This window comes from Capnocytophaga sp. FDAARGOS_737 (assembly GCF_009730375.1).
In the GTDB taxonomy this organism is placed as follows: domain Bacteria; phylum Bacteroidota; class Bacteroidia; order Flavobacteriales; family Flavobacteriaceae; genus Capnocytophaga; species Capnocytophaga leadbetteri.
Genome location: NZ_CP046316.1, coordinates 932,281 through 958,302 on the forward strand (window position 1 = coordinate 932,281; position 26,022 = coordinate 958,302).

A 26,022-nucleotide genomic window follows, 5' to 3' on the forward strand; every position below is an offset into this window, starting at 1 on the left:
GTTATGAAAAAAGTATTTATATATATTGCTTTGGCAGCTACTTTAGGGGCTTGCCAAAACGAAGGAGATGATGCCACTCTGGCACCTCCTACACGTCAAGCATTGTACTTAGACGGTAGTAGTACTCGCGAGGTCTATGTGATACCTTCCCAAGAAAATGAAATAAAGGTGCTAAAAGCTAAGCTGTTGCAGCCTTCAGAAGAGATAACAGCAGCTACTATAGTAGTTGGCGATACACTGGCTCTTACCGACTATAATGCGCAATACGGCACTGCCTATAAGTTGTTGCCTAAAGCGACCTACAAAATAGATGATAATGTGATATTCGACCACAATGACCGCGAATCAGCTATCAATCTAACGCTTGAAGGACTTACTTTTGCCGATGAGAATGAGGTATATGCGTTGCCTCTACAGCTGTTAGGCAGTAAGAACCTACCTGTGTTAAACGGACAAGACCGGCTCTTGCTCATCGTACGCCAAGAGGTAAGGGCTAAAGTACTGCGTATGGGTACTACAGATGCTACTAAATCAGGGTTACTTAGAGAAAAGCTCCCCCGCTGGACGTTAGAATTTACGGTAAATCTGCCTACTATAGCCGATAATACACCTCTGATAACTATTAATGACACACTATCAGTCGGCTTTGCGGCACAACAATTGCAAGTAAAGTGGGCTGAAAGAACACTAACTGTTTCTAAAGAGCGTTTGCAGGCAGCTGCTAACAAATGGTATGCCCTTTCAGTGAGCTATGATAGCCATACGCTTAGGGTATATGTCAATGGCGAGCTACTTGCTCAAGAGCAAATAAAGGGTGAGACTTTGTCTCTCAATCAGCTGACGATAGCTGGTAGCAAACAACTTATCAGAGAAGTTCGATTTTGGCAACGAGCCCTTACACCACGCGAGGTAGTTGATAAGCTATGGCACCTACAGTCAGCACACTCTGATTTGCTGTTCTACTTACCTTTGAATGGGAAGAAGAAAGAACCTTATACCAAGCAAGTAACCGATGATGAGACCTTCCTCTGGGACTGGTCAGCTTACGGAGGCTTAGATATGCCTATACCTGCAGGGGCAACCTTTGATAATTACAGAGGAATGGGGTATGCGTTTCCTAACAACGACTAACATTTAAAATGAGAATAAAATTTAACAAGAAATACGCATTATGGGCATTAGCCTTATTAGGTATAGAATTTCTTATCGCTACGGTATTCAGTCGCATAGGTTTTATAAGGAGCTATATAGGCGATGTATTAGTGGTGATATTATTGTATTGCTTAGTGCTTTCGGTAGTAAAAGTCAGAAACAAGAGCAAGCTGATAGGGGGTATTTTTCTTTTTGCGGTATTAGTAGAAGTATTGCAATATTTTGGAGTAGCCACTTATTTAGGATTTACTAAAGGAAGTTTAGGGTATATCATATTAGGCAATCACTTTTCGTGGGGCGATATACTAAGCTATGCCATAGGCTGCCTCATTTTGCAATTAACAACTCGTAATTAAAAAGAAATGTATATAGATATAGGTATCAATCTCACTAATAAGCAGTTTGCAGGTGAGTATGATGAAGTAATAGATAGGGCAATAAGTGCAGGGGTAGAGCAGATACTACTCACGGGAACGAGTGTGCGAAGCAGTAAGGAAGCTTTGGCTTTAGCTAAAGAATACCCTGAAACGCTATTTGCTACTGCGGGTATTCATCCCCACGATGCTAAGACGATGAACGCTGAGAGTATCAAGATATTAGCGGCATTGCTCAAAGAGAAAAAGGTAGTAGCGGTAGGCGAGTGTGGCTTAGACTTCGACCGCGATTTTTCGCCTCGTCCAGTGCAAGAAAGCTGCTTTCACGCACAATTGTCATTAGCTGAAGAGGTGCAAAAACCGCTCTTTCTTCACGAACGAGCTGCTTTCGATCGTTTCATAGCCATACTTAAGGAGCACTCTTCATTGCCTGAAGGGGTAGTGCATTGCTTTACGGGACAATTAAAAGAGGCAAAAACTTATTTAGAAATGGGGTATTACATAGGTTTTACCGGTGCTATAACCGATATGCGTAGATTTGCAGCTTTAGAAGAAGTAGTACGTTATGTACCTTTAGATCGTATGCTTATAGAGACAGATGCACCTTTTATGATGCCTAAGAATGTGCCAACACGTCAGTTGTCGTACCATCAGCAAAGACGCAATGAGCCCGCTTTTTTGCCATATGTAGCACAAACTATAGCACACTATAAGGGAGTCCCCTTAAAAGCAGTAGCTGATAAAACTCGCGAAAATGCAGAAGCTCTTTTTAAATTGTAATAATAAAATAATAAGGGGTGAATAACAACTCACCCCTTATTATTTTATTATTATTTAATGTTTAAGTGCTTCTATCTGTTGGAGTAGATGATGAATAATTTCGAGGCCAGCCATATTTACCTCTAAGTCGTAATGCCAGTTAGTAAAACGCTCGAAAGCAGAAAGCTGGTCATAATGCAGATAGGTAGTGTTATCAATTACCTCTGTTTGTATAAGTCCGCTTGATACCAGGTCGTTAAAAAATGAGATTTCTATATTGTACAAACGGATTATTTCTTCTTTAGATATTCTTTCTTCCATAACTATGAATTTTTAAGTTGTTCGAATAATGCCTTTTGTTTATCGGTGAGATTCTGGGGCAGAGTGACGTGGTAACTAACGAATAGGTCACCGAAAGCTCCTTCTTGTTTGTAGATAGGCATACCTTTACCTTTTAGGCGTACAGTAGTACCGTTTTGGGTTTCGGCAACCACTTTCATTTTCACTTTGCCGTTAAGAGTTTCAATTAGCACTTCACCACCAAGCACAGCTGTATAAAGGTCGATATTAACAGTGGTTTTCAGGTCATTTCCATCACGTTCAAACTGATTATCAGGTGTTATGTGGAAAGTAATGTATAGATCGCCATTAGGCCCACCGTTATAACCCTGATGCCCGTGTCCTTTTAGCTTTATTTGTAGCCCCTCATATACTCCTGCTGGTACAGTAATACGTATATTCTGACCGTTTACTGAAAAAGTACGTTGTTGAGTAACAGCGGCTTCTCGCAAAGAAAGTTGCATATCGGCATAGATGTCTTGTCCTTTAAACTTGCCTGCTGCACTACCATACCCACGACCGAAGCCTTCTGCACGACCGCCAAACATATTGCGGAAGAAATCAGAATAGTCACCTTCTTGAAAGTCGCCTTGTGCGAAGCCTCCAAACCCGCCTTGTGCTTGTTGTTGTGCTCTTTCGTATTCTTCGCCGTGTTGCCAGTGTTCACCATATTTATCATATTTAGCACGGTTTTCGGGATTAGAAAGTACTTCGTTTGCCTCGTTAATTTCTTTAAACTTTTGTTCAGCATTCTTATCATTAGGGTTCATATCAGGGTGATATTTGCGTGCTAACTTCCGATATGCTTTTTTGATTTCATCTTGAGTAGCTGTTTTACTAACCTCTAAAGTTTTATAGTAATCTATCATACGTTATAATTTTGAATCAATGCAAAAGTACGAAATAATTACCAATTGACAAATAAAAAAAGCTCTCTAATTGCTTAGAGAGCTCTTTTCACAATGCATATAAATACTACTACTAACTCCAAAAGAAATGATAACTTTAGTCTTTGAAAAAGTATTACAATAAAAGTAATATAGTTTTTTTCATAAGTTTTTGTTTTATAATACTTTTTTCAATATCCTATTTCACTTATTGTACTGAAAATACTGTGCCAAACTATTTTTTAATGTTATTTTATTTTGTAAGTACTTAAATATCAGATTTGTATAGGTACTTTTTGAGTTAGTAATCTTGTGTTGTAAAATGTGAAAGTTGTGTAATTACACGTTTCAATTCGTGTAATTACACAACTTTGTTTATAAGTTTATCATACCTATACTTACATTGTTTAAGTAATCAAGAGTGTTAGGGCCTTCGTGAAATAGCAAATCTAACACTGATAGATTCTTGATAAAACCGTGTTTATCTGAAAATATCTGGTGATAGGGCTCCATAGTTACATTAACCTCTTTCTTAGCACTACTTAAGTAGCGATAATCTTTTACTGCTTCGGGCTGCGCTTCGTAAGTACTCGTTTTATCAAAGTTGATATTCACTAATAAGCAGGCCAAAATGGTTTCTATGGTGTCTATATTTACATCTAATAGGTAGGTGTAAGGCTTCTCAAAGATACGCACTAAATCGTCTTCGTAATACTCAAAATAAGGCGAAGTGCGATAGGCGGTTTCTAAACTCTTCCAATGTAGGCGTTGCCAAGGGAAATGGTTTTCTACCTTCACATCTTTGAATAGCTGCCTACCATTTTCTCCTCCTACGTGTTTAATAGGTAGATTTAAGGCTTGTTTGCCATTAGCACCATAGATATAAGCTCTATTTCTAAGCGTTTGCTTCTGATAATTGTCAGATACTTCTAACACGCACGGATAGCTGAGTATTAGGTGAAATTGTGCTATTGAAGGGAAATAAGTAGGGTGTAATAATACTTGCTCTGTCATTATTCTTTTACTTTTTTCTTTCGTAAGAAGCTGTAGCCTGCCCATCCGCCTAAGAGTAATAAAACTACCCAACTGTATGATACGGGCTCTCCTTCTCCATTCACAGTGGTAAAGAGGCGTTTCCAACGAATTTTGTTAAATCCACTTTGGTTTTTATCGAGACTCATCCAGATGAGTACGGGCTTGCCTACGATGTGGTCTTCTGGCACAAAGCCCCAGAACCTACTATCTTCTGAATTGTGGCGGTTATCCCCCATCATCCAGTAATAATCCTGCTTAAAGGTGTACGAACTTGCTTTTTGTCCGTTGATGTAAATCTCTGTTCCTCTTACTTCTAACGTATTGTGTTCGTACTCTTTGATAATGCGCTTATACAGTGGTAGGTTCTCTACTGATAGTGCTACACTTGCACCTTGAGCAGGTATGGTAATAGGCCCATAATTATCTTCATTCCAAGGGAAAGCAGGTGAATGAGGGAATATAGCAGGGTTATAGCCTTTGTCGTTAATATTGCGAGTTACCGATACTATGCCTGCACTTTTAGCCAAGGCTTGTGCTACCTCATCAGTGAGTGAGGTGAAAATATAGGTGTTAGCAGCTATCATTCCCGAAGGGTCAGTTACACCAAATTGTTGGTACATCAGCTGTGGCGAAAGGTCTATATTGGGCTGAGTTACTACTATATAAGAGCTTTGCAATTTAGCCCTTACAGGATAGATTTCTTTTTTACCATTTATCCAAACATCGCCGTCTATGATTTGCAGTTTATCACCCGCTACGGCTACGGTGCGTTTTACGTAGTTAGATTTTTTGTCGATAGGCTTATCGATGTGTATTTTAGAGTTGTCGCGGAAGTATCGTACTGTGTCGGTAGGCCAGTTGAACACCGTGATGTCATTGCGCTCTACTTTTTGAAAAGCAGGTAGGCGTAGGTAAGGTAGCTGAGGTACTTTTAGGTATGATTTAGTGCCTATTATAGGTATAGAATCGTGTACCATTGGTAGAGATAGAGGGGTCATAGGGATACGCACTCCGTAGTGAAACTTGCTCACAAAAAGAAAATCGCCTACTAATAGAGTTTTCTCTAATGATGAGGTAGGTATCATATACGGCTGAATGAAATAGGTGTGTATAGCCGAAGCTGCTACTACCGCAAAGAGAGTAGCACTCACCCAAGTAGAGACGTTTTTCTTTATCACTTCATAGTCTTTTCCTACATATACTACTTTTGGTTGGTACATCAGATAGGCAGTGAAGAGCCCAAGGGTAACAACCGATAAGAGGGTGTAGCGTTTTTGGCGGTAACCAAATACGTGTAGCCACTCGTAGTTCATCACTATTGCCATAATGTTGCCTATCACGGGTAGGTAGAGTAGGAATACCCACCACCAAGGGCGTTCGATGATTCTTAAAAATATCACCGTATTATAAAAAGGTACAAAGGCTTGCCACCCTTTGTAGCCTGCTTTTTCATATCCTTTCCAGAAGAAAAGTCCGTTTAGCAGTTGTACTGCAATTAAAATGTAAATGTATATCATATTAATTATGAATTATCAATGGTGAATTATGCTATAATTTCTCTAAAAAAGAGGCGACACCGTCTTTAGAATGGTGGTCTGTTAGATGTTTGGCTACAGCTTTTACCTCATCGCGGGCATTGTCTACGGCTACCCCACAACCTACCCCTTTGAGCATCTCTAAATCATTATAGTTATCGCCGAAAGCTATAGCTTCGTTTAGTGATAAGTGGTATACTTCGTCTAATACAATTTTTACCCCTGTAAGTTTAGAAATACTAATGTCAGCAACCTCTATATAGGTGTCTTTAGCTCTGTATATTTGCATAACAGAGGCATATTTTTCATTCAATAGTTGAAACATAGACTCTATAAGATTTGTTTCACCCATTAACATCAATTTATGGGCTCCTTTTTGCTCGGTTTCCCACCTTGATAAAACTTCTCGGTTAGGGCGTATCGTAGGACTTACTAAAGTATTGTTTTCTTCGCGTTTTGCCCATTGGTCGTATTGGGGGGCATACCATTTATTATTGCGATAAAAACTGATGTGTATCTCTCCGCCAAACTTTTCTTCATTAATAGTAACAATTTCCTTTAGGACAGGGTAGGGTATGACTGCGCTATGTAGTACCTTTTCGCCGTTGAGCACCAACCCTCCGTTATAAGCGATAATCGGTAACCCTTCTATACCTAAATCCTTCTGCAGGTGGTACATTTGGTCGGGCATCCGAGAGGATACTAGTATGAAAGGAATCGTACTTTTCAGTCTTTTCACTTGCCTAATGGTAGCTTCAGAGAGGGTGCGGTCTCCATTTAGCAGAGTACCATCTATATCCGAAAAAATGATTTTATACATAAAAATTGTAAGTTGTTATTTTGCACTGCAAAGATAATGCCTTTTTTCTTTTGAGAAAGCAGTTAGGCTTAAATTTATTTTAGATTTAGAACATCTTTCATAGAATAAGTGCCTTTTTTGTTGAGTAGCCATTCGGCAGCTATTACAGCACCTAAGGCAAAACCATTGCGGTTGTGGGCAGTATGCTTTATCTCTATAGTGTCTATATCGCTGCTATAAGTTACTATATGGGTACCAGGGGTATTGCCGATGCGTTTGGCTTCTATTGGTATAATGTTTTCATCAGCAGTAGTACCCAATTGCCAAGCGCTCTTATCAGTCTCGGCTATAATACCTTCAGCAAGGGTGATAGCGGTTCCGCTGGGAGCATCTAATTTTTGTGTGTGGTGAATTTCCTCTATGCTGATGTGGTAATCATTTAAGGAGGCCATCAGTTTAGCTAAAGTTTGATTCAGAGCAAAGAAAATATTTACTCCTACACTGAAGTTTGAGGCGTATAAGAAAGCCGTATCGTGAGTTTTGCATAGGGCTACCGCCTCATCATAATGAGCTAACCAACCCGTAGTGCCTGCTACTACGGGTACGCGGTGGCGCAGAGAGTTGCTGATATTAGCAAAAGCGCTGTTAGGAGTGCTAAACTCTATGGCGACATCGGCTTGAGTGATGTCGTAATCAGTGTGGTCGTTATCTATTTTGAGTACAATTTCGTGTCCTCTTTTAAGGGCTATCTGCTCAATAGTTTTGCCCATTTTGCCATAACCAAGAAGTGCTATTTTCATTTGTTTGATTATTAGTTGTTAGTCTTTAGCCTTTAGTCGTTAGTTTTTCAGATACCATTGTGCGCATTGTTCTGAGTTGGTGAGTATAATTGCGCAGTTCGCTGTTGAAAATACCGATGTGGTCTAATCTGTCTATCCGTACTTTGCCATATGAATGAATGATTTTATTGTCGCCCAACAATATGCCTACGTGTATAATATTGCCTTCTTCATCATCAAAAAAAGCTAAGTCGCCTGCTTGACTCTCTTCTATAAAGCTGATAGCACTTCCGCAAAGCGCCTGTCGGTCGGCAGTGCGAGGTAGATGTATGCCGTTTAACTTGAACACCATTTGCACTAATCCGGAAGCGTCTATGCCAAAAGGTGTTTTGCCACCTGATAAGTAGGGAACATTTAGATACTCTAAAGCAGTAGCTACCACGCCCTTATTTGATGGTCGCTGAGTAGACTGAGAAGTGTGCAACAGATGGTTATGTGAGAAGGTAGCCCCTTTGGGAATGTGTAGAAAAAGGTCATCTCCGGTCTTTAGGCGGAGATTTGTAAGCCATTTATGAGCGTATTTGTCTTTCTTTTTTAGCGACTTGCGGTAGTCTTTATCCGATATTTCGGTAATTTGGTTGTTGTCTACCCATCCTTCAGTGTTGTCAAAGAGTAGCCGTATATAACTCCAGCTGTTGTGTTTTTCTAGCACTTGTAGCAACTCGCCAAAGAGCAATTGCGTTACCATTTCAGCCCCTTCATCAGGAGCTAAGCGCACGGGCACTACGCTTAAATGGCATATCCCGTAGGGTGTATCTAAAATCTTTATATTCATCACGTTTGCAAAAGTAATAAAATATTGACAATTAGCAACTAATCATTAGTAAAATATTCACTTCTTACACCAAGTAACTCGTTCTTATCGCTCTAAAACTACCTATAGACTGTAGCGATACTTCTGTACGCAAAATTAGTGCTTTTAGTTGCCGTATAGAGGCTTTTTGAGCATCAATTTTTACTAATATTTCTTTTATATATTCATTGCGAATGCGCGGTATAGCAGGAAATTCGGGTCCTAATACGCTTACACCTTCTTGTACTATCTTCTCTCTTAAGGCTTTGGCAAACCAATCGGCTCCTTCGCTTACGCGGTTGAAGTCAGTATGCCTGAGTGTGATTTTAATCATTTGTATTATAGGCGGATAGCCAAAGGCGGTTCGTTCCTCTATTTGGTGTTGGTAGAGCCCTCTGAAGTCGCTGCGCAATACCTGTAGTAGTACCGGATGCTGTGGGTTATAGGTCTGGATAAGTACGCGCCCTTGTTGCGCACTGCGTCCTGCACGCCCTGATACTTGCATCAGCAGTTGAAAACTCCGCTCATACGCCCTATAGTCGGGGGAGTGGATAGCGGCATCAGCATTCATAACCCCTACTAAGCCCACATTGGTAAAGTCCAAACCTTTGGTAATCATTTGAGTACCTACTAAAATTTGGGTTTCTTGCTGTTCAAAATCTGATAGTATTTTCTCATAGCCATATTTGCCATTGGTGGTATCTTGATCCATACGATCGATACGAGCGTTGGGGAATAGTTCTGATAACTCTTTGCTAATTTGCTCTGTGCCTACGCCTTTCGTTTTCAAATCAATACTTCCGCAGGCTACACAGGTTTTATACATCGGTATGCTATAACCACAGTAGTGGCAGCGCAACTGCTGACTGCCTTGGTGAAAGGTTAAACTTACATCGCAGTGAGGACATTGGGGTACGGTGCCACAATGAGTACACTGCACTATAGGCGCATAGCCTCGTCTGTTTTGATAGAGCAACACTTGTCGCCCTTCGCTCAGTGTTTGTTGTATAGCTTTTATCAGCGCATCGGAGAAATGCCCTGTCATTTGCTTGCGATGTTGCTTATCTTTTAGGTCGATGATTTCGATAAGAGGCGGCATATAGTTAGCATACCGTTCGCCTAAATAAGCGAAACCATATTTTTGTTGCTTTACGTTATACATACTTTCTACCGAAGGAGTTGCACTCCCCAGCAGGGTATAAGCCTCAAAAGAGCTTGATAGCATAATAGCGGTGTCGCGGGCTTGTAGGCGTGGCGCTGGGTCGAACTGCCTATAAGAACTGTCGTGTTCTTCATCTATCACCACTAAACCTAAATTTTGAAAAGGTAGGTATACCGATGAGCGCACCCCAACAACCACTTGCGCTTTAGGGTGGTTATGTAATACGTTGTTCCACACCTCGACCCGCTCATTGGTGCTGTATTTAGAATGGTATACCGATAGGTGTTGCCCAAAGTGCTTTTTTAATCGATTGATTAGGTGGACTGTTAGTCCTATTTCGGGCAGTAGGTATAGTGCTTGTTGCCCTCTCTCTAAGCATTCTTTTATCAGGCTTATGTAGAGTTCTGTCTTGCCAGAAGCAGGTACGCCTTGTAGCAAAACGGTTTTCTTTTCAGTAAATTGTTGTTTTAAAGAAGCGAGGGTCGTCTGTTGTGCGGTTGTAAGTTTTCTTTCTGTTGAAGTTTCATCATCAGCAAAGCTCACACGGTCCTTTTGTAGGTAATATTCTTCAAAAATGCCTTTTTCGACAACCGCTTTGAGTATCGGAGCAGATACTTTGGCTATTTCTATAAGTGTATCGGCTTTTAGAGGTGTTTTTTCTTTGTTAATATGGGTGAAATACGCCATAATCAACTGTTTTTGCTTCTGGGCACGCCCTAATATTGTTAAGGCTTCTTTTAGTCCCGCTTCTGTTTGATAAGCAGGGGCTAATCGCACGTACTTAATAAGCTTTGGTACGTACTTTTCAAAAATCTTTTCGGAAACTCTTGCCGCTCCTTTTTCTACTAAGTTCTTTAGTACTTTTAGTGTCTTTTTCTTAGGAATTATACGGCTTACCTCACTGCCTGTTAGAGCTGTTTTATAATGTAGCGCTTCGTATACTTGCCATTCGTCATCACTAAAGAGCTGGCTGTCCATCTCTTTTTCGTCTATTTCTATGATGGTTTCACTTTCTAAAATAAAAGCAGTAGGTAGAGCGGCTTTCATCACCTCGCCCAAGGTGCACATATAGTATTGGGCTATCCACTGCCAGAGGGCGAGTTGTCGCTCGGTTACTATAGGGGTTTCGTCTAATATATAAGCTATATCTTTAGTTTCGTATACGGGTTCGTTAGTATGTATTTCGTATGCGATAGCGGTATAGACTTTCGTTTTGCCAAAAGGTACCGCTATGCGCATTCCCTTTTTGAGGAAAAGTGCTTCTTGCTTATTGATACGATAGGTATAGAGCTTATTGAGCGAAAGGGGCAATATGACATCTACGAAATACATCAATTCAGGGTACTTTAGTTTTTCTTTAGTTTTAGTAGGGTAGCATTCAGCTCAAAACCGAGCAAAAGAATGTTGGAGTTTATCCAAATATAGAGTAAAAAGATAAGTAATGCCCCTATTGAGCCGTATAATTGGTTGTATTGTGAGAAGTTTTCGATATAAATACCAAAAAGATAGGTGGTAACCCCAAAAAGAATTGTAGTAAAAGTAGAACCTACTGAAAAAAACTTGCTTTCTCGCCCTTCTATAGTGCCAAAATAGAATAAAATAGAGGTAGCAATGTAGGTCATCACCGCTACAAAGCCTAATTTTGATACTTTTAGTAGAGTTTCGTTGTCGGTTAGGAAGTTTATTTCTTCTAAGTAAGGCACTAAATAGATTTCGTAGCCCATAAAGGTAATCACTACAAATAGCACTAATAGGGACAAGATGATAGCAACCATTAGGGCGTATAGATACTGTTTGACATAGGTACGGGTTAGCTGTATGTGATAAGAGAACTCAAACCCGCCAAAGATAGCCATAATACCATTGGTCATTAGAAAGATAGAGAGGAAAAAAACTGACGATAGCAAGCTGCCGCGCCTTTTTTCGGCTATATCAAAAAAGATGTCTGAGAAAAACTGATGGGTACCCGGAGGGAGAAGTCCGTCTATAAAGACCCAGAAATCTACCTGAAAGTGGTCGATAGGAATATAGGGGATAAGGTTGAGTATAAACAACAGAAAAGGAAAGATGGCTAAGAAAAAGCTATAGGCAATGGCACTTGCCCTATGGGTAAGCGTCCCTTTGATAAGTCCGGAAATGTATAGTTCGAGCAAGTCATACAGCGAAAAGGCATTCTTAGACAGCGGAATGCTCTTTAAAAACTGAATCAGATGCCTAATGATAGGCAGGGATAAAAGCCATTTCATATAGTTTTTAAATGATGTTTAAAAAAGTTATTTCTTTTTCTCTAATAAATTGCCAATCCACCAATAAGGCAACACTACTAATAAGAAAGCTAGTAGCCAAAAGCTCATCAGTAGCAATAATACAAAAAGTAAAAATCCAAGGAAAGGGAGCATCATAATTAGCAAATTAGTTAATTAGCGAATTAGTAAATTACCAGATAATCTCGTTTTTGCCGTTAGCCTTTAGGTAGGCATTGGCTTGGCTAAAATGTTTATTGCCAAACCAGTAACCGCGATTAGCACTTAGGGGCGAAGGGTGTCCTGCCGTTAATATACAATGCTTAGCAGGGTCTATAAGTTTAGCTTTTTCTTTAGCATAGCCCCCCCAAAGCATAAATACTACGTGGTTGCAATGTGCTGATACCGCTTTTATTACTGCATCAGTAAAGGTCTCCCACCCTTGTTTTTGGTGACTGCCAGCATTATTAGCCCTTACGGTAAGGGTAGCATTGAGCAGTAATACCCCTTGTGAAGCCCAACGCTCTAAGTTGCCGCTAAGAGGGTAGGGGACACCCAAATCGGTGTTGAGCTCTCTGAAAATATTGACCAATGAGGGAGGGTGCGGAATACCATCGTGCACAGAGAAGCACAATCCGTTAGCTTGCCCTTCTCCGTGGTAAGGGTCTTGCCCAATAATCACTACTTTTACCTCTGGTAGCGGACAATGGTTAAAAGCAGAAAATATTTGTTGCCCCTTAGGGTAACAAATATTTTCTGAGTATTCACGTTTTACGAACAGCACTAACTGCTCAAAATAAGGTTTGCTAAACTCTTCTTGCAATACCTCTTTCCAACTTTGATGAATACTTACCTTCATAATACCTGTTTTATTTCCATATTGTCGTACTGTACTATATACACGCCTTGGTTTTCGAAACCACCGCCTTTGTAGGCATTCTTAAAGTAAGCAAACTTGTTTTCTAAGAATGAAGTTTCGCCTATACGTGTACTTGCACTGCTGAAATTACCTGAAACACCTAAACGCAATACAGCGTCCATAGTTAGGTCGAAGCCTCTGATAGCGTATTTGTTAGGTAATATACCATAGGTTTTTAGGTAGCGAGATGAGAAAGTATCGCTGCCATTAGCATACTTATTGACCGTAGGGTAGGTGAAATGTAAATCAGATAGCTGATTGTTAGACAAGCTGGTAGAATCAAAAACAGAGCCGCGCTCTAAAGTAGTAAGTGTTATTTTAGGAGCCACATTGTTCTTTTTTACCTTTAGAGCATTGTGCAGTAGTCGTACTGCTAAAGATACATAGCCTATATCATTGGATTGTAGTACCACCACGTTCTCTTTGCTATAGTTGAGCGCATTGGCAAAACCATTAGCTGACATTTCGGTTACTACCTTAGCATTAGGAAAAGTACGCTCTAACTTCTCGCGTAGGGCAGCGTTTTTGCTGTCTGCCAATATAATCATATTCTCATCAGCATACGTTTTGTTTAGATAGTTTATCATCTGCCCTTGTAAAGCCTCATCGCTAGGAAGCGTTTGGTATACATTGGGGTTAAGGGTGATATTTTTGTTAGCCAAAGGAGCTAATACAGCTGTATTGCTATTGTTTAGCAAGCCAGCTAAGGCATTAAACGATTTGGTAGTGAAAGGGCCTATCACCAATTGTGAAGCCTGTACACCAGCGTTGCTGGCAATCTTCTTTAGGTCGCCCTCGCTATCGAATACATTTACTTTGAATTTGTAGCCCATTTTCTGTAGAGAGTCTAAAGCTATTAGCGCTCCTGAATAGAAATCAGTTGCTACAGGGGTGATTTTGTTATCACTAAGGCGTGCTTTTAGCGCTTGACTCTTATCGCTACCACTGATGTCTGATACTTTGAAAGGCAAAATGTACGAAATCTCTTTGACATTAGCGGGTGAGGAGGCAGAACGCAATGTGCTGTTAGAGTTCTCAAAGCTGTAGTTCGTCATCGTGAAAGCACTACTTTTATAACGGTCGTAATTTTCCTTTGGTACCCATATTTGAGCATCTGTTTTTAGACCCTCTTTTAGCGTAGGGTTTAACTTGATAAGCTCAGCTTCTGAAAGCCCAAATTTGCGCTCTAAGCTGTAGAAGCCTTCTCCTTTTTCTACGAAGTAAAGCACTAAATCTTTATTGTTGCTTTCGGTAGTATTTGGAGTAGGTTCTGAGCTATCTACGGCTGAGGCAGGTACCCATATCTCTTGACCTTCTTTTAGGCTGTTAGGGTTGAAGCCTTTCTCTTTCTTGTTGATACGCTCTAACTCTTCTACACTTACATTGTGGTTTTTAGCTATTTTCCACAATGTTTCTTGTGGCTTTACCACATAGCGTTTTTGCCCCTGAACACCTTTTTGTACCATTTCGGGGGTCTTGCTAAATAGCGGAATAGTTATGCGCTCATTCTCCATTAGCTCACGAGAGTAAAGCTCTAAGTTATAGCGCTTTAGGTCGTCAATCGTGATGTTGTATTTTTGTGATAAACCAAAGAAAGTTTCCTTAGGTTGTACCACGTGTGAGGTAAACCCTACAGGACGCTGGGTGCTGTAGTGTTTCACTTTGCTAACTGGAATGTTGATGGTAGTACCTTTCTGTATACCATCTTTTACGCCAGGGTTGAGTTTTAAAATGTCAGCAGGCGAAAAACGGTAGATTTTGGCTACACTTTCGATGCTCTCATAGTTGCTCGCCGTATGCTTGGTTTGAGTATAACTAAAGGCGCAGCACAGTAGGGTGGTTAGTGTTAAAAAACGTTTCATAGTGATAATTAGATAATTATGAATTGTAAATTCTGAATTATAAAATGCTATTCCCATTCGATAGTGGCAGGCGGTTTAGAACTGATGTCGTACACCACACGGTTTACGCCTTTCACCTTATTAATAATAGTATTGGACACTTTTTGCAGGAACTTGTAAGGTAGGTCTACCCAGTCGGCAGTCATACCATCTACGCTTTCTACGGCACGGAGAGCTACTACTTTTTCGTAGGTACGTTCATCGCCCATTACCCCTACGCTATTGATAGGAAGTAATATAGCGCCTGCTTGCCATACCTTATCATATAATTTTTCCTCTTTGAGGGCGTCAATAAAGATAGCATCAACCTCTTGTAGTACAGCTACTTTTTCAGGAGTGATGTCGCCCAATATACGTATAGCTAACCCAGGACCTGGGAAAGGATGTCTGCCTAATAGTTCGGGGTCGATGCCTAAGGTGCGTCCTACACGGCGCACTTCATCTTTGAAGAGCATTCGCAGGGGCTCTACTATCTTTAGCTTCATATAGTCGGGCAGCCCACCTACATTGTGATGCGATTTGATAGTAGCTGAAGGGCCTTTTACAGATAGCGATTCTATCACATCGGGGTAGATAGTACCTTGCCCTAACCATTTAGCATCGGTTATCTTATGAGCTTCATCGTCAAACACCTCTATAAATACACGTCCTATAGTTTTGCGCTTTTCTTCAGGGTCAGTTTTGCCTGCTAAAGCAGAAAGAAAACGCTCGGAAGCATCTACTCCTTTTACATTTAAGCCCATACCCTCGTATTGCTTGAGTACGTTAGCAAACTCGTTTTTGCGCAACAATCCGTTATTGACGAATATGCAGTGTAGCTGACTACCGATAGCTTTGTGTAACAATACAGCGGCTACAGTGGAGTCTACCCCCCCTGAAAGACCTAATATTACTTTCTCGCTCCCTACCTGCTCTTTGAGGTTGGCAACAGTCATTTCTACAAAGTTATCGGGTGTCCAATTAGGGGTGATATGTGCTATTTTGAATAGGAAGTTGCTCAGTAGTTTAGTGCCATCGACCGAGTGTGATACCTCGGGGTGGAACTGTATAGCATAAGTGTCTTCGCCCTCTATGCGGTAGGCAGCATTGGCTACATCGGCAGTGCTGGCTAAGCATATGCCCCTTTCGGGTAGCTGTTTGATAGTATCGCTGTGGCTCATCCACACTTGGCTGCCCTGACTGATGCCCTCGAATAGATGGTCGTTAGTTGGGTTGATATACGATAGGTGAGCGCGCCCATACTCTCTGATATTAGAAGGAGCTACCTCGCCACCGCCGAAGTGCGCTAAGTATTGAGCCCCGTAGCAAACGGCTAAAAGCGGTTTTTTGCCCTTGATAGCCGATAAGTCGGGGTGCAAGGCTTCGGCACTGCGTACCGAATAAGGAGAGCCTGAAAGAATGACAGCGGCAAAGCTATCGATGTCCTCAGGCAAGTGGTTGAAAGGGTGTATTTCGCAATACACATTAAGCTCTCTTACTCGTCTGGCTATTAGCTGGGTATATTGAGAGCCGAAGTCTAATATCAGTAGGCGTGCGCCCTGAAAGGTGTTATTATTCATCGTTAAGAGTTGCCGCAGCAGTTAGTACGGCTTGTTTTAAACTTTCTTTGTAATTGATAATTTTATCGAGTATAGCAGGCTGCTGACTGGCTAATATTTGTGCTGCCAAGATACCAGCATTCTTAGCTCCATTGAGGGCAACGGTAGCTACAGGCACCCCGCTGGGCATCTGCAATATAGAGAGAACAGAGTCCCAACCATCTATAGAATTACTACTTTTTACAGGCACGCCTATGACCGGTAGAGGCGACATAGCGGCAAGCATACCAGGTAAGTGAGCAGCGCCACCAGCCCCTGCAACAATAACATTGAAGCCTCTGCGATGCGCATTGGTGCCAAAATCCATTAGTTTTTCAGGAGTGCGGTGTGCCGATACTATATCAACCACGGTTTCTATGTCGAAAGAACGGAGTATATCGACTGCCTCTTGCATCACGGGCAAGTCGCTTTTGCTCCCCATTACAACAGCTACTTTCATTTCAGGAATTAATAATTTGCCGCAAAAGTAATACAAAAAAAATAAAAAAACAAATTATTTTTTTGTTGGCTTTTGATAGGAATGGGAGGTCTGGGAGGAATGGGAGGGCTGAGAGTAGCCTATTTTTCTGGTTTTGTTGCGGATTTCATAATAAGTTTTGTTGGGGCTTCCTATATTCTTTCTATATCTATTATATATTTTTTCTGTACTGAAGATATAATTGCAGTATTTTTAAAATAAAGTGAAAAATATTAGGAATTTTGCAGGTAGGACGAGTGGGAGTGCGAGCCGCACGGGCAGAGATGTGGGACGGGTGGGACAGGTGAGACAAGTGGGACGGGTGAGAGTGCGAGCCGCATGGACAGAGAAGTGGGATAAGTGAGACAAGTGGGACAGGTGAGACAAGTGGGACAGGTGAGACAAGTGGGACAGGTGAGACAAGTGGGAGTGCGAGCCGCACGGGCAGAGATGTGGGACAAGTGGGGCAGGTGAGGCAGGTGAGATTAAGGGAATTATGGGGAGAAAGAATAGGCGAACAAAGAGTTAATGATATTTATTTTTTGTAGTTTTGCTTTTTATTCGTAATTTTGCGGCAAAATAAATGAAATGGCAACTAAATATATATTTGTAACAGGAGGCGTTACGTCTTCTTTAGGCAAAGGTATTATCGCAGCCTCACTGGCTAAACTATTGCAGGCTCGTGGCTATAGGGTTACTATTCAGAAGTTTGACCCTTATATAAATGTAGACCCGGGGACTCTGAACCCTTATGAACACGGCGAATGCTTCGTAACCGAAGACGGCGCCGAAACCGACCTTGACTTAGGACACTATGAACGTTTCCTAAATGTGCATACTTCGCAGGCTAACAACGTAACTACAGGACGTATCTACCAAAGTGTTATAGAAAAAGAAAGACGAGGCGAGTTTCTCGGTAAAACTGTACAGGTAGTACCCCACATTACCAACGAAATAAAAGAACGCATACAAATACTAGGCAAAACAGGTGAGTACGACATCGTTATCACTGAAATAGGTGGGACTGTAGGCGATATAGAATCGCTACCTTATATAGAGTCGGTGCGCCAACTATTATGGGATTTGGGAGAGCATAATGGTATAGTTATTCACCTTACTTTAGTGCCATATCTGGCTGCCGCTGGTGAGCTTAAGACTAAACCTACTCAGCATAGCGTAAAAATGCTGATGGAAAGTGGTATACAAGCCGATATATTGGTATGCCGCACTGAACACGAACTTTCTGATGAGCTTCGCTATAAGTTAGCCCTCTTCTGCAACGTAAAACGCGAGGCGGTAATACAATCAATAGATGTTTCGACCATTTATGATGTACCTAACCGAATGCTTTTAGAAGGGCTTGATAAAGTAGCCCTTAAGAAGTTAGACCTCCCTTACAAAAATGACCCAGATTTGACCCAATGGAACGCTTTCTTGCAACGATATAAAAACCCTAAACACCGCGTGAAAATAGGTTTGGTGGGTAAATATGTGGAGTTGCAAGATTCGTATAAATCAATCTTAGAGGCATTTATACATTCGGGAGCCGCTAATGAGGTGCGTGTGGATGTGGAAAGCATTCACTCTGAACATATCAACGAGGAAAATATAAAAGCTAAATTAGGGCATTTGGACGCCGTATTAGTAGCGCCAGGTTTTGGAGGACGCGGTATAGAAGGCAAAATAAAAGCTATAGAGTACGTGCGCGAACACAACATTCCTTTCTTAGGCATCTGCTTAGGTATGCAAATGGCGGTAATAGAGTTTGCCCGTCACGTAGCAGGACTTAAAGGAGCTAACTCTACCGAAATGGACGAGCATACGCCTTACCCTGTGATTAGCCTAATGGAAAGTCAGAAGCAGATTACCCACAAAGGAGGTACGATGCGCTTAGGTGCTTGGGCTTGTGAGCTGACCAAAGGTAGCAAGATATACGAAGCATACGGCAAAGAACAGATTTCGGAGCGCCACCGCCACCGCTATGAGTTTAACAGCGACTACCGCGAGACCTTAGAAAAAGCGGGACTACAATGCACAGGGGTAAACCCTGATACGGGCTTAGTGGAAGTGGTAGAACTGCCTACTCACCCTTGGTTTGTGGGGGTACAGTACCACCCAGAGTATAAGAGTACGGTAGCTAATCCGCATCCGCTCTTTATTGCTTTTGTAAAAGCTGCTTTAAACAATAAATTGAAAAAGAACTAAAAAACGATAATTATTATATTTATATGGAAGAAAAAAAGTTTGACCTGAAAAGCATCATAGGCTTTGTGCTTATATTTATTTTGCTGCTATGGGTAATGAATAACAACCGTCCTACCCAAGAAGAGTTAGCAAAACGCAAAGCTGAACAAGAACAAGCTGCTAAAGCTAATAACCCACAAAATAATGCTGCTACTGCTGCTACCGCTGACTTAGGAGCTTTTGCTTATAGCAACGCTCAGCCAACCGCTAAAGACGGGGTAACCGTAATTGAGAATAAAGATGTAAAGCTGACTATCAACAATAAAGGTGGAGACCTAAAAGAGGTATTGCTCAAACAGTTTAAGACGTATGAGTCGATGCCGGTGTACCTTATAAAGGATAAGAATGCTATTTTTGCTCTCAATTTTAAAACCACACAAGGGCAAGAACTCAATACCCAACAGTTGTATTTTGAGCCTTCATTAAGTCAAAAAGACGGAAAGCAGCTTCTTTCGATGAAGGTCAAAACAGGCGAAAACAGCTATTTAGAATATGTGTATACGCTGCCAGCAGAGGGCTATATGGTAGATGTAGCAGTGCGCAGTCAGGGACTTTCGGGAGTGCTAAACAGTCAAAATCCTATAGAGTTAGTATGGGGACTGAAAGCACGCCGTATGGAAAAGAGCGTAACCTATGAAAACCGCTATACCCAATCGGCTATTAGGTATGCTGACGACAAAATAAACCGTATGAGCCAAGGAGGTAATAGCGGTACTAAAGAAGAGCAAGTAAGCTGGGTAGCTTATAAACAACACCTATTTACTTCGGTGCTCATTTCGGACAGCGCTTTTGCTAATGGCGACTTTTTGTCGTATAACATCGCTAATGAAGAGAGCAAAGATGTGAAATACACTAAAAACCTTAAAAGTACTTTTCCGCTCAAAACTAAAGGTGGTGAGCTAAGCGAATCGTTGCACTTCTATTTTGGTCCTAGTGACTATAATGTGCTAAAACAATACAATGACAAATATGAGCTTACAGAACTCATTCCTTTAGGATGGGGTATCTTTGGTTGGTTGAACAAGTGGCTCTTTATACCGCTGTACAACTTCCTTGCTGACTATTTTTCAGTAGGTTTGGTAATTATACTGATGACTATTATAGTGCGCTTATTACTCTCGCCTATAGTGTATAAATCGTATGTATCGCAAGCTAAAATGAAGGTGCTACGCCCTGAGATAGAAGAGATTAACAAAAAATACGAAGAGCCGATGAAACGCCAACAAGAAACAATGGCACTCTACAGCAAGGCGGGTGTAAACCCTATGAGTGGCTGTATTCCTGCCCTCTTGCAGTTGCCGGTGTTCTTAGCCCTCTTCAACTTTTTCCCTACTGAATTTGGGCTTCGCCAAAAGAGTTTCTTATGGGCAGAAGACCTTTCGTCATACGATGCGATATTTGAGTTGCCTTTCTCAATTCCTTTTTACGGCAGCCACGTGAGTCTGTTCCCGCTATTGGCTTCAGTAGCTATTTTTATCTACTCAATGATGACAATGGCACAGACGGTACAACCACAACAACCTGGTATGCCTAATATGAAGTTCTTGATTTACTTATCGCCTGTGATGATGTTGTTCTTCTTTAACAACTATGCCAGCGGACTCAGTTTGTACTACTTTGTATCGAACTTGCTGACTATCCTTATTATGTTGGCTATTAAGCATTGGATTCTAGATGAAAAGAAGATACACGCACAGATACAAGAAAACAAGATGAAGCCTAAGAAAGAAAGCAAATTTCAGGCTAAAATGCGCGAAATGATGGAGCAGGCGGAAGCTCAGAAAAAGGCGCAACAAAGAAGATAATAGCTAAAAAACTAAAGACGAAATACGAAAAAGAATTGCTCGTATTTCGTCTTTTGTGTTTCGTATTTAAAATGTGATAAATAATTCTTAAAATTATTTGCTTAATTCATAAAACTATTGTACTTTTGCCGTGTCAAAACTTGTAATAAAAAATCATTATCAACAAAATGAGAACACATATTAAAAAAGAAGTGTCATCGATTGCTCATCACCCAGCAGGGTCTGTTGAGGAAACTCGTTTTGAGAAGATAGACAATGTAATCTTCTCTAATTCTGTAACTGCTTCTGTGAGTGTGGCTCGCGAAATAGCCGACCTCATTAGAAAAAAACAACAAGAGGGAAAACCTTGCGTATTAGGTTTAGCCACTGGTTCTTCGCCAGTGAAAGTGTATGACGAATTGGTACGTATGCACAAAGAAGAAGGGCTTAGCTTTAAAAATGTTATTACCTTTAACTTGGACGAGTATTATCCTATGGAAAAACAAGATATTCAAAGTTATTGGTACTTTATGCACGAACATCTGTTTAACCATATTGATATTCCTAAAGAAAATATCAATATACCTGATGGAACTGTTTCGCACGAAGAATTGCAAGCTTATTGTGCAGGTTATGATAAAAAAATAGAAGAATGTGGCGGTATTGACTTCCAGCTTTTGGGTATAGGTCGTACAGGTCACATTGGTTTTAATGAGCCAGGCTCTAACCGCAATTCAGGAACCCGTATCATCACCCTTGACCATATCACTCGCTCTGATGCTGCTGAAACTTTCCACGGTATAGACAACGTACCACGTCAGGCTATCACTATGGGTATTCGCACAGTGATGAAAGCGCGCCGTATTGTACTATTGGCGTGGGGTAGTAGCAAAGCTTCTATCGTAGCGAAAGCTGTTGAAGGTGATATTACTTCAGAAGTGCCTTCATCTTACCTACAATTGCACGATAATACTACTTTTGTGCTTGATGCAGAAGCGGCTTCAGCTCTTACTCGTATCAATACTCCTTGGCTCGTGACCGATGTACAATGGAACGAAGACCTTAAAGCTAAAGCTATCGTATGGCTATGCGAGCACTTGGGCAAAACAATACTTAAACTTACCGACTCTGACTACAACGAAAACGGTATGTCTAAACTTCTTGCAGAATCAGGTCCAGCTTACGATTTGAATATCGCGATGTTTAACCGCCTACAACACACTATCACCGGTTGGCCAGGAGGTAAACCTAATGCTGATGATACTAACCGCCCAGAACGCGAACACCCACACAAAAAACGTGTTATTATCTTCAGTCCGCACCCTGATGATGACGTTATTTCAATGGGAGGTACTTTCGACCGCTTGGTATCGCAAGGACACGAAGTACACATCGCTTACCAAACTTCAGGTAATTTTGCCGTATCAGACCACGAAGCGTTGAAATTTGCTGAAGTGTTTAAAGATATAGTAAAAGAAAACAAAGGTGAAGTAGCTGTACTGGATGAGATTATCAGCAATATTACTAATAAGAAATCGAATGAAATAGATACCTTATTAGTACGCCAACTAAAAGGTAATATACGCCGCCACGAATCATTGGCAGCTACTCGCTATGAAGGCGTACCTGATAAACACGTACACTTCCTCAACTTGCCTTTCTACGAAACAGGAGGCGTGAAGAAAAACCCTATAGGTGAGGCAGATATTAACATTATAATGAACCTTATAGAAGAGGTAAAACCACACCAAATATATGCCGCTGGTGACCTTGCTGACCCTCACGGTACTCATAAAGTGTGCTTAGACGCTATTTTTGCAGCTCTTAAGAACTTGAAACACAAGGATTATATGAAAGACTGCTGGGTATGGCTATACCGTGGTGCTTGGCACGAATGGGATATACACGAAATAGAAATGGCAGTGCCTATGAGTCCGGCGCAAGTGCTTAAGAAACGTCAGGCTATCTTCTTCCACCAATCGCAAAAAGATGGTGCGATGTTCCAAGGAGATGACTTGCGTGAGTTCTGGCAACGTGCAGAAGCACGCAATAGCCAAACAGCACAACGCTATCGCAATTTAGGCTTGGCTGATTATGAAGCTATAGAAGCGTTTAAACGATACTTTTTCTAATTTGACGATTTGACGATTTGTCAATTTGACAATTATAGATGAGATAAAAAAGGCAGTGCAGTGATGTGCTGTCTTTTTTTTAAATAAAAATAAAATTTTAGTGGCTATAGTTGTAGAAGTGAAAAATATTTGTACTTTTGCGAATTGATTAACTTAAAATCAGTAATAACTAATATAATAAAAATAATTTAAAAACGATGAGAAAAACTTTTTTAAACTTAGGTGTTTTTGCACTTTTATCAACATCGGTGGGAGCGCAAGTGAAGGACATTAGCTTCGCGGTAGCCCCTACAGGTGATTATGTATGGTGGCAGAAGAAAACCGCTATCACTAATGGCTTTATGGCAGGTGGCTATGTAGGCTTCGGCTTCGGTAGAAATATAGAATTATTGGGTTCGTATAGACAAGCAATGGGAATGAAATCGACCCTTGCAGGTTATGACGCTCCTACTGCTATTAGCAATGCTTTTGAAGCTAAAGATGTGGCTGTACACAGATGGGGAGGCGAACTGAAAGGGAATATACCCTTAGCGTACTCTTTTCAGCCTTATGTTACTTTAGGGTCAGGAGTGCAGACTATCAAAGCTAATGACTTAAGCCAAGACCAAGTGTATTTTGGATTAGGATTAGGGGCTAAGTTTAACCTTGCCCGTCGCCTTACGCTGAACGTACAAGCTAAAGCAACTCGTTTTAGCTTTGACCCTAGCAACGTGCTTTATAAACCTACAGAAGCTAATACTTCTGCTTATAACACTTGGATAGATAATAACGTAGAAGAGGAAAATCATTTAGCGTGGAGTGTAGGTGCAGGGCTACAGCTTTACTTAGGAGGTCGCAACCCTAATCAGCTGACAGCCTTAGACCAAGCGTATACTAACTTGAAGAGCTTTAAGGTGGTAATAGAGCCTACTTTGGGTTACTTAAACTTCAATAACGATAGTAACCTACGCGATGCTTACTTTGGAGGTTTGGCATTAGGGGTAGACTTTACTGAATATATAGGTATTAGAGGCTATTACCACCGTGCTATGACTGATGAGAAGCTCTCTGCTAATTTTGAAAACCTATCAATATACGGAGGTGATTTCTTAGCGCGCCTAAATGTAGCTAGTGGTGTAGTGCCTTACGTACAAATAGGTGCTGGCTATATGAAGATAGGCGATAATTATGTAGGCAAAGTAGCAAGTGTAGCTAATAAGTCGGGTATTTTTGCTAAAGGAGGGGTAGGTTTGGCTATACCTTTAGGCAAACGTGTAGAGCTTTTTGGCGTTGCTAACTTGCTTTATACTACTCATAATGAAGATGTAACTACCGCATTGAGCTCAGTGAACAAACTAAAAAGCAATGTATTTTACAATGCAGGGCTACGCATTAAATTGGCTAAGTCAGTAGAGAGAGAGTTATACGAGCAACAGTTGGGTGCTGCTGAAGCTGCTACTGTTCCCGTTTCGGTAACTACCACCTCTGCTACCACAACAAATGCGGCTTCTACTGTTTCGCCTGAAAAACGAAACTTAGCTTACTACAATAGCCAAATAACTGCTGTAGAAAAACAAATACAGTTGGCTTACCAAAACGGTGATACCGCTAATGCTAACCGTCTGCTAAAAGAAAAACAACAATGGGAAGACTTAAGAAATACATACGTAGCAGAACATTTGCCTTACCCAGTAGCAGAACAAGTGCGCTTAGTGCGTATGACGCCTGAAGAGCTACAACAGCTTATTGATAGTGTAGTGAAAAACATTAGAGAAGGCGAAGGTAAAACACCAGAACAGCGCATAGACCGTTTAGAAAAATTGCTTTTAGAAACCCAAGCAGCGAGAGAAGAAGTGCAAAAGGCAAAAGACGAATTGCAAAAAACGACTGACGAAGTGCAAAAAGCAAAAGATGAATTGCAAAAAACGACAGACGAAATACAAAAGGCAAAAGTTGGTGCGCCAGCAGCGAAATAATTATGAAGTATATCTATCAGATTATAGGGGGGCTATTGTTATGTGTGCAAACCATAAATGCACAGATAGCACCTACCCCAAAAAAGACAGAGATAGTAATGACGGTAGATGAATTGCGATATCTTTTAGAACAAATAGGGAAGGCAGAGCTGACTACCCTTAGAGATAAGCAGTTAGACAGTATGCTATCGGCTGTGAATTATAAGACAGAACAAATGTCACCTACTTCGGTAGTTATAAATGAGTATCGGTTAGTAAAGGCAGCAGCAGTAAGTCCTACGGTAGTGGGAACCACTAGTAGTACTATTACCAGCCGTACGGCAAGTAATACTGCTATCGCTCGTACAGCAAGTAATACTACTATTGCTCGTACAGCAAACCCTGCAGTAGTTCGTACTGCTACTAATACTGCTATAACTCAGCGTTCTGTAGTGCCTGCAGCTGTGGTTCAAACACAGACTACTGCTGCTATAGCTCAGCAGTTAGCCCAACTATCGGGTACGGTAGAACAGCTGCGCAAACAGCAGCAATTGCTCTTAGCTACTTTAGTAGCCAATACAGGAATGGTAGCGGCTAAAAGTAATACTGCTCCTACTGCTGCGAATGCTCAGGCTACCGCTGTAGGCACCCAAGCCACTGTAGCTACTACAACAGCTACTACGGCAACATCAGGCTATGCTCCTATAGTAGTGCAAAGTGTAACAGCCACAGGGGTACCTATACAGATTTCGGCAGAAAAACGCAGCGAATTAGAACAGCTTTTGGCTGCCTATGGGCATAAGAAAGCGTTGCTCTATTTCGCTAATAATAAAACGATACCTTTAGCTTATGACCCTACAATAATAGACGAGATGGTAACGATGCTACAAGCGCACCCCGAACTATCCATACTTTTAGAAGGGTATGCGAGTGCCGTAGGGAGTGCTGCCTATAACAATGTGCTCTCTATGGAGCGTGCTGTAGCTGTTGCCCAGATACTAAACGCTAAAGGGATAAGCAACGAGCGTATACTGACCGCTTTTAAAGGAATAGACCCACAAGCTACTCCTGCACAAGCGCGCCGTGTAGAGCTACGAGTGGTTATCAGAAGTTATTAATAAAACAAAATATTAAAA

22 protein-coding genes are annotated in these 26,022 nt (G+C 41.2%); 9 read left to right on the plus strand and 13 right to left on the minus strand.

Annotation, left to right across the window (positions count from 1 at the left end):
* The first annotated feature begins 3 nt into the window (after nucleotides 1-3).
* The 3 genes from FOC45_RS04035 to FOC45_RS04045 are packed head-to-tail and all read left to right on the plus strand — an operon-like array spanning nucleotide 4 to nucleotide 2,306.
* On the plus strand, nucleotides 4-1,131 hold the full coding sequence (locus tag FOC45_RS04035) for a BT_3987 domain-containing protein (protein ID WP_009388927.1): 1,128 nt from the start codon (nucleotides 4-6) through the stop codon (nucleotides 1,129-1,131).
* Between the two features lie 8 nt (nucleotides 1,132-1,139).
* On the plus strand, nucleotides 1,140-1,508 hold the full coding sequence (locus FOC45_RS04040; RefSeq protein WP_009388928.1) for a DUF2809 domain-containing protein: 369 nt from the start codon (nucleotides 1,140-1,142) through the stop codon (nucleotides 1,506-1,508).
* A 6-nt stretch (nucleotides 1,509-1,514) separates the two neighbouring features.
* A complete protein-coding gene (locus FOC45_RS04045) occupies nucleotides 1,515-2,306 on the plus strand; it encodes a TatD family hydrolase (protein WP_009388929.1) in 792 nt (263 codons plus the stop codon).
* Between the two features lie 54 nt (nucleotides 2,307-2,360).
* On the opposite strand, the gene FOC45_RS04050 is transcribed toward FOC45_RS04045, so the two are convergent.
* From FOC45_RS04050 to purE, 13 genes are all read right to left on the minus strand, one after another.
* Entirely contained in the window at nucleotides 2,361-2,606 is a 246-nt protein-coding gene (locus FOC45_RS04050) for a chaperone modulator CbpM (protein ID WP_009388930.1), read from the minus strand.
* A gap of 2 nt (nucleotides 2,607-2,608) precedes the next feature.
* A complete protein-coding gene (locus FOC45_RS04055) occupies nucleotides 2,609-3,493 on the minus strand; it encodes a DnaJ C-terminal domain-containing protein (protein ID WP_009388931.1) in 885 nt (294 codons plus the stop codon).
* A gap of 393 nt (nucleotides 3,494-3,886) precedes the next feature.
* Nucleotides 3,887-4,525 carry a WbqC family protein gene (locus tag FOC45_RS04060; RefSeq protein WP_009388932.1) on the minus strand — a complete coding sequence of 213 codons (639 nt, stop codon included), beginning with the start codon at nucleotides 4,523-4,525 and terminating at the stop codon, nucleotides 3,887-3,889.
* A complete protein-coding gene (lepB, locus tag FOC45_RS04065) occupies nucleotides 4,525-6,063 on the minus strand; it encodes a signal peptidase I (RefSeq protein WP_009388933.1) in 1,539 nt (512 codons plus the stop codon). The genes FOC45_RS04060 and lepB overlap by 1 nt, the downstream gene beginning before the upstream one ends.
* Nucleotides 6,064-6,094: 31 nt before the next feature.
* Entirely contained in the window at nucleotides 6,095-6,901 is an 807-nt protein-coding gene (locus FOC45_RS04070; RefSeq protein WP_009388934.1) for a Cof-type HAD-IIB family hydrolase, read from the minus strand.
* A 74-nt stretch (nucleotides 6,902-6,975) separates the two neighbouring features.
* Nucleotides 6,976-7,680: a 4-hydroxy-tetrahydrodipicolinate reductase gene (gene dapB, locus FOC45_RS04075; protein WP_009388935.1), complete on the minus strand. Its 705-nt coding sequence runs from the start codon at nucleotides 7,678-7,680 to the stop codon at nucleotides 6,976-6,978.
* A 25-nt stretch (nucleotides 7,681-7,705) separates the two neighbouring features.
* Nucleotides 7,706-8,494: a C40 family peptidase gene (locus FOC45_RS04080; RefSeq protein ID WP_009388936.1), complete on the minus strand. Its 789-nt coding sequence runs from the start codon at nucleotides 8,492-8,494 to the stop codon at nucleotides 7,706-7,708.
* 64 nt (nucleotides 8,495-8,558) lie between these two features.
* On the minus strand, nucleotides 8,559-11,006 hold the full coding sequence (gene priA / locus FOC45_RS04085) for a primosomal protein N' (RefSeq protein WP_009388937.1): 2,448 nt from the start codon (nucleotides 11,004-11,006) through the stop codon (nucleotides 8,559-8,561).
* Between the two features lie 14 nt (nucleotides 11,007-11,020).
* Entirely contained in the window at nucleotides 11,021-11,920 is a 900-nt protein-coding gene (locus tag FOC45_RS04090; RefSeq protein WP_009388938.1) for a YihY/virulence factor BrkB family protein, read from the minus strand.
* 190 nt (nucleotides 11,921-12,110) lie between these two features.
* Complete coding sequence (ung, locus tag FOC45_RS04095) at nucleotides 12,111-12,776, minus strand: uracil-DNA glycosylase (protein WP_009388940.1); 666 nt, start codon at nucleotides 12,774-12,776, stop codon at nucleotides 12,111-12,113.
* Nucleotides 12,773-14,698: a LysM peptidoglycan-binding domain-containing protein gene (locus tag FOC45_RS04100; protein WP_034540581.1), complete on the minus strand. Its 1,926-nt coding sequence runs from the start codon at nucleotides 14,696-14,698 to the stop codon at nucleotides 12,773-12,775. Before FOC45_RS04100 ends, ung begins: the two co-directional genes overlap by 4 nt.
* Nucleotides 14,699-14,745: 47 nt before the next feature.
* On the minus strand, nucleotides 14,746-16,296 hold the full coding sequence (gene guaA / locus FOC45_RS04105) for a glutamine-hydrolyzing GMP synthase (RefSeq protein ID WP_009388942.1): 1,551 nt from the start codon (nucleotides 16,294-16,296) through the stop codon (nucleotides 14,746-14,748).
* Entirely contained in the window at nucleotides 16,289-16,774 is a 486-nt protein-coding gene (gene purE / locus FOC45_RS04110) for a 5-(carboxyamino)imidazole ribonucleotide mutase (protein ID WP_009388943.1), read from the minus strand. The genes guaA and purE overlap by 8 nt, the downstream gene beginning before the upstream one ends.
* A gap of 241 nt (nucleotides 16,775-17,015) precedes the next feature.
* On the opposite strand from purE, the gene FOC45_RS04115 reads away from it, so the two are divergent.
* The 6 genes from FOC45_RS04115 (at nucleotide 17,016) to FOC45_RS04140 (ending at nucleotide 26,004) form a co-directional block, all read left to right on the plus strand.
* On the plus strand, nucleotides 17,016-17,156 hold the full coding sequence (locus FOC45_RS04115) for a hypothetical protein (RefSeq protein ID WP_155846596.1): 141 nt from the start codon (nucleotides 17,016-17,018) through the stop codon (nucleotides 17,154-17,156).
* Nucleotides 17,157-17,380: 224 nt separating this feature from the next.
* On the plus strand, nucleotides 17,381-18,997 hold the full coding sequence (locus tag FOC45_RS04120) for a CTP synthase (protein WP_009388945.1): 1,617 nt from the start codon (nucleotides 17,381-17,383) through the stop codon (nucleotides 18,995-18,997).
* A gap of 23 nt (nucleotides 18,998-19,020) precedes the next feature.
* On the plus strand, nucleotides 19,021-20,841 hold the full coding sequence (yidC, locus tag FOC45_RS04125) for a membrane protein insertase YidC (RefSeq protein WP_009388946.1): 1,821 nt from the start codon (nucleotides 19,021-19,023) through the stop codon (nucleotides 20,839-20,841).
* 167 nt (nucleotides 20,842-21,008) lie between these two features.
* On the plus strand, nucleotides 21,009-22,952 hold the full coding sequence (gene nagB / locus FOC45_RS04130; protein WP_009388947.1) for a glucosamine-6-phosphate deaminase: 1,944 nt from the start codon (nucleotides 21,009-21,011) through the stop codon (nucleotides 22,950-22,952).
* A gap of 197 nt (nucleotides 22,953-23,149) precedes the next feature.
* Nucleotides 23,150-24,907, plus strand: a complete 1,758-nt coding sequence (locus FOC45_RS04135) for an outer membrane beta-barrel protein (protein ID WP_009388948.1) — start codon at nucleotides 23,150-23,152, stop codon at nucleotides 24,905-24,907.
* A 2-nt stretch (nucleotides 24,908-24,909) separates the two neighbouring features.
* On the plus strand, nucleotides 24,910-26,004 hold the full coding sequence (locus FOC45_RS04140; RefSeq protein WP_009388949.1) for an OmpA family protein: 1,095 nt from the start codon (nucleotides 24,910-24,912) through the stop codon (nucleotides 26,002-26,004).
* The last annotated feature ends 18 nt before the right edge of the window (nucleotides 26,005-26,022 follow it).

Coding starts and splice junctions, on each gene's coding strand:
- FOC45_RS04035 (WP_009388927.1), top strand. CDS start 4: ATGAAAAAAGTATTTATATATATTGCTTTGGCAGCTACTTTAGGGGCT.
- FOC45_RS04040 (WP_009388928.1), top strand. CDS start 1,140: ATGAGAATAAAATTTAACAAGAAATACGCATTATGGGCATTAGCCTTA.
- FOC45_RS04045 (WP_009388929.1), top strand. CDS start 1,515: ATGTATATAGATATAGGTATCAATCTCACTAATAAGCAGTTTGCAGGT.
- FOC45_RS04050 (WP_009388930.1), bottom strand. CDS start 2,606: ATGGAAGAAAGAATATCTAAAGAAGAAATAATCCGTTTGTACAATATA.
- FOC45_RS04055 (WP_009388931.1), bottom strand. CDS start 3,493: ATGATAGATTACTATAAAACTTTAGAGGTTAGTAAAACAGCTACTCAA.
- FOC45_RS04060 (WP_009388932.1), bottom strand. CDS start 4,525: ATGACAGAGCAAGTATTATTACACCCTACTTATTTCCCTTCAATAGCA.
- lepB (WP_009388933.1), bottom strand. CDS start 6,063: ATGATATACATTTACATTTTAATTGCAGTACAACTGCTAAACGGACTT.
- FOC45_RS04070 (WP_009388934.1), bottom strand. CDS start 6,901: ATGTATAAAATCATTTTTTCGGATATAGATGGTACTCTGCTAAATGGA.
- dapB (WP_009388935.1), bottom strand. CDS start 7,680: ATGAAAATAGCACTTCTTGGTTATGGCAAAATGGGCAAAACTATTGAG.
- FOC45_RS04080 (WP_009388936.1), bottom strand. CDS start 8,494: ATGAATATAAAGATTTTAGATACACCCTACGGGATATGCCATTTAAGC.
- priA (WP_009388937.1), bottom strand. CDS start 11,006: ATGTATTTCGTAGATGTCATATTGCCCCTTTCGCTCAATAAGCTCTAT.
- FOC45_RS04090 (WP_009388938.1), bottom strand. CDS start 11,920: ATGAAATGGCTTTTATCCCTGCCTATCATTAGGCATCTGATTCAGTTT.
- ung (WP_009388940.1), bottom strand. CDS start 12,776: ATGAAGGTAAGTATTCATCAAAGTTGGAAAGAGGTATTGCAAGAAGAG.
- FOC45_RS04100 (WP_034540581.1), bottom strand. CDS start 14,698: ATGAAACGTTTTTTAACACTAACCACCCTACTGTGCTGCGCCTTTAGT.
- guaA (WP_009388942.1), bottom strand. CDS start 16,296: ATGAATAATAACACCTTTCAGGGCGCACGCCTACTGATATTAGACTTC.
- purE (WP_009388943.1), bottom strand. CDS start 16,774: ATGAAAGTAGCTGTTGTAATGGGGAGCAAAAGCGACTTGCCCGTGATG.
- FOC45_RS04120 (WP_009388945.1), top strand. CDS start 17,381: ATGGCAACTAAATATATATTTGTAACAGGAGGCGTTACGTCTTCTTTA.
- yidC (WP_009388946.1), top strand. CDS start 19,021: ATGGAAGAAAAAAAGTTTGACCTGAAAAGCATCATAGGCTTTGTGCTT.
- nagB (WP_009388947.1), top strand. CDS start 21,009: ATGAGAACACATATTAAAAAAGAAGTGTCATCGATTGCTCATCACCCA.
- FOC45_RS04135 (WP_009388948.1), top strand. CDS start 23,150: ATGAGAAAAACTTTTTTAAACTTAGGTGTTTTTGCACTTTTATCAACA.
- FOC45_RS04140 (WP_009388949.1), top strand. CDS start 24,910: ATGAAGTATATCTATCAGATTATAGGGGGGCTATTGTTATGTGTGCAA.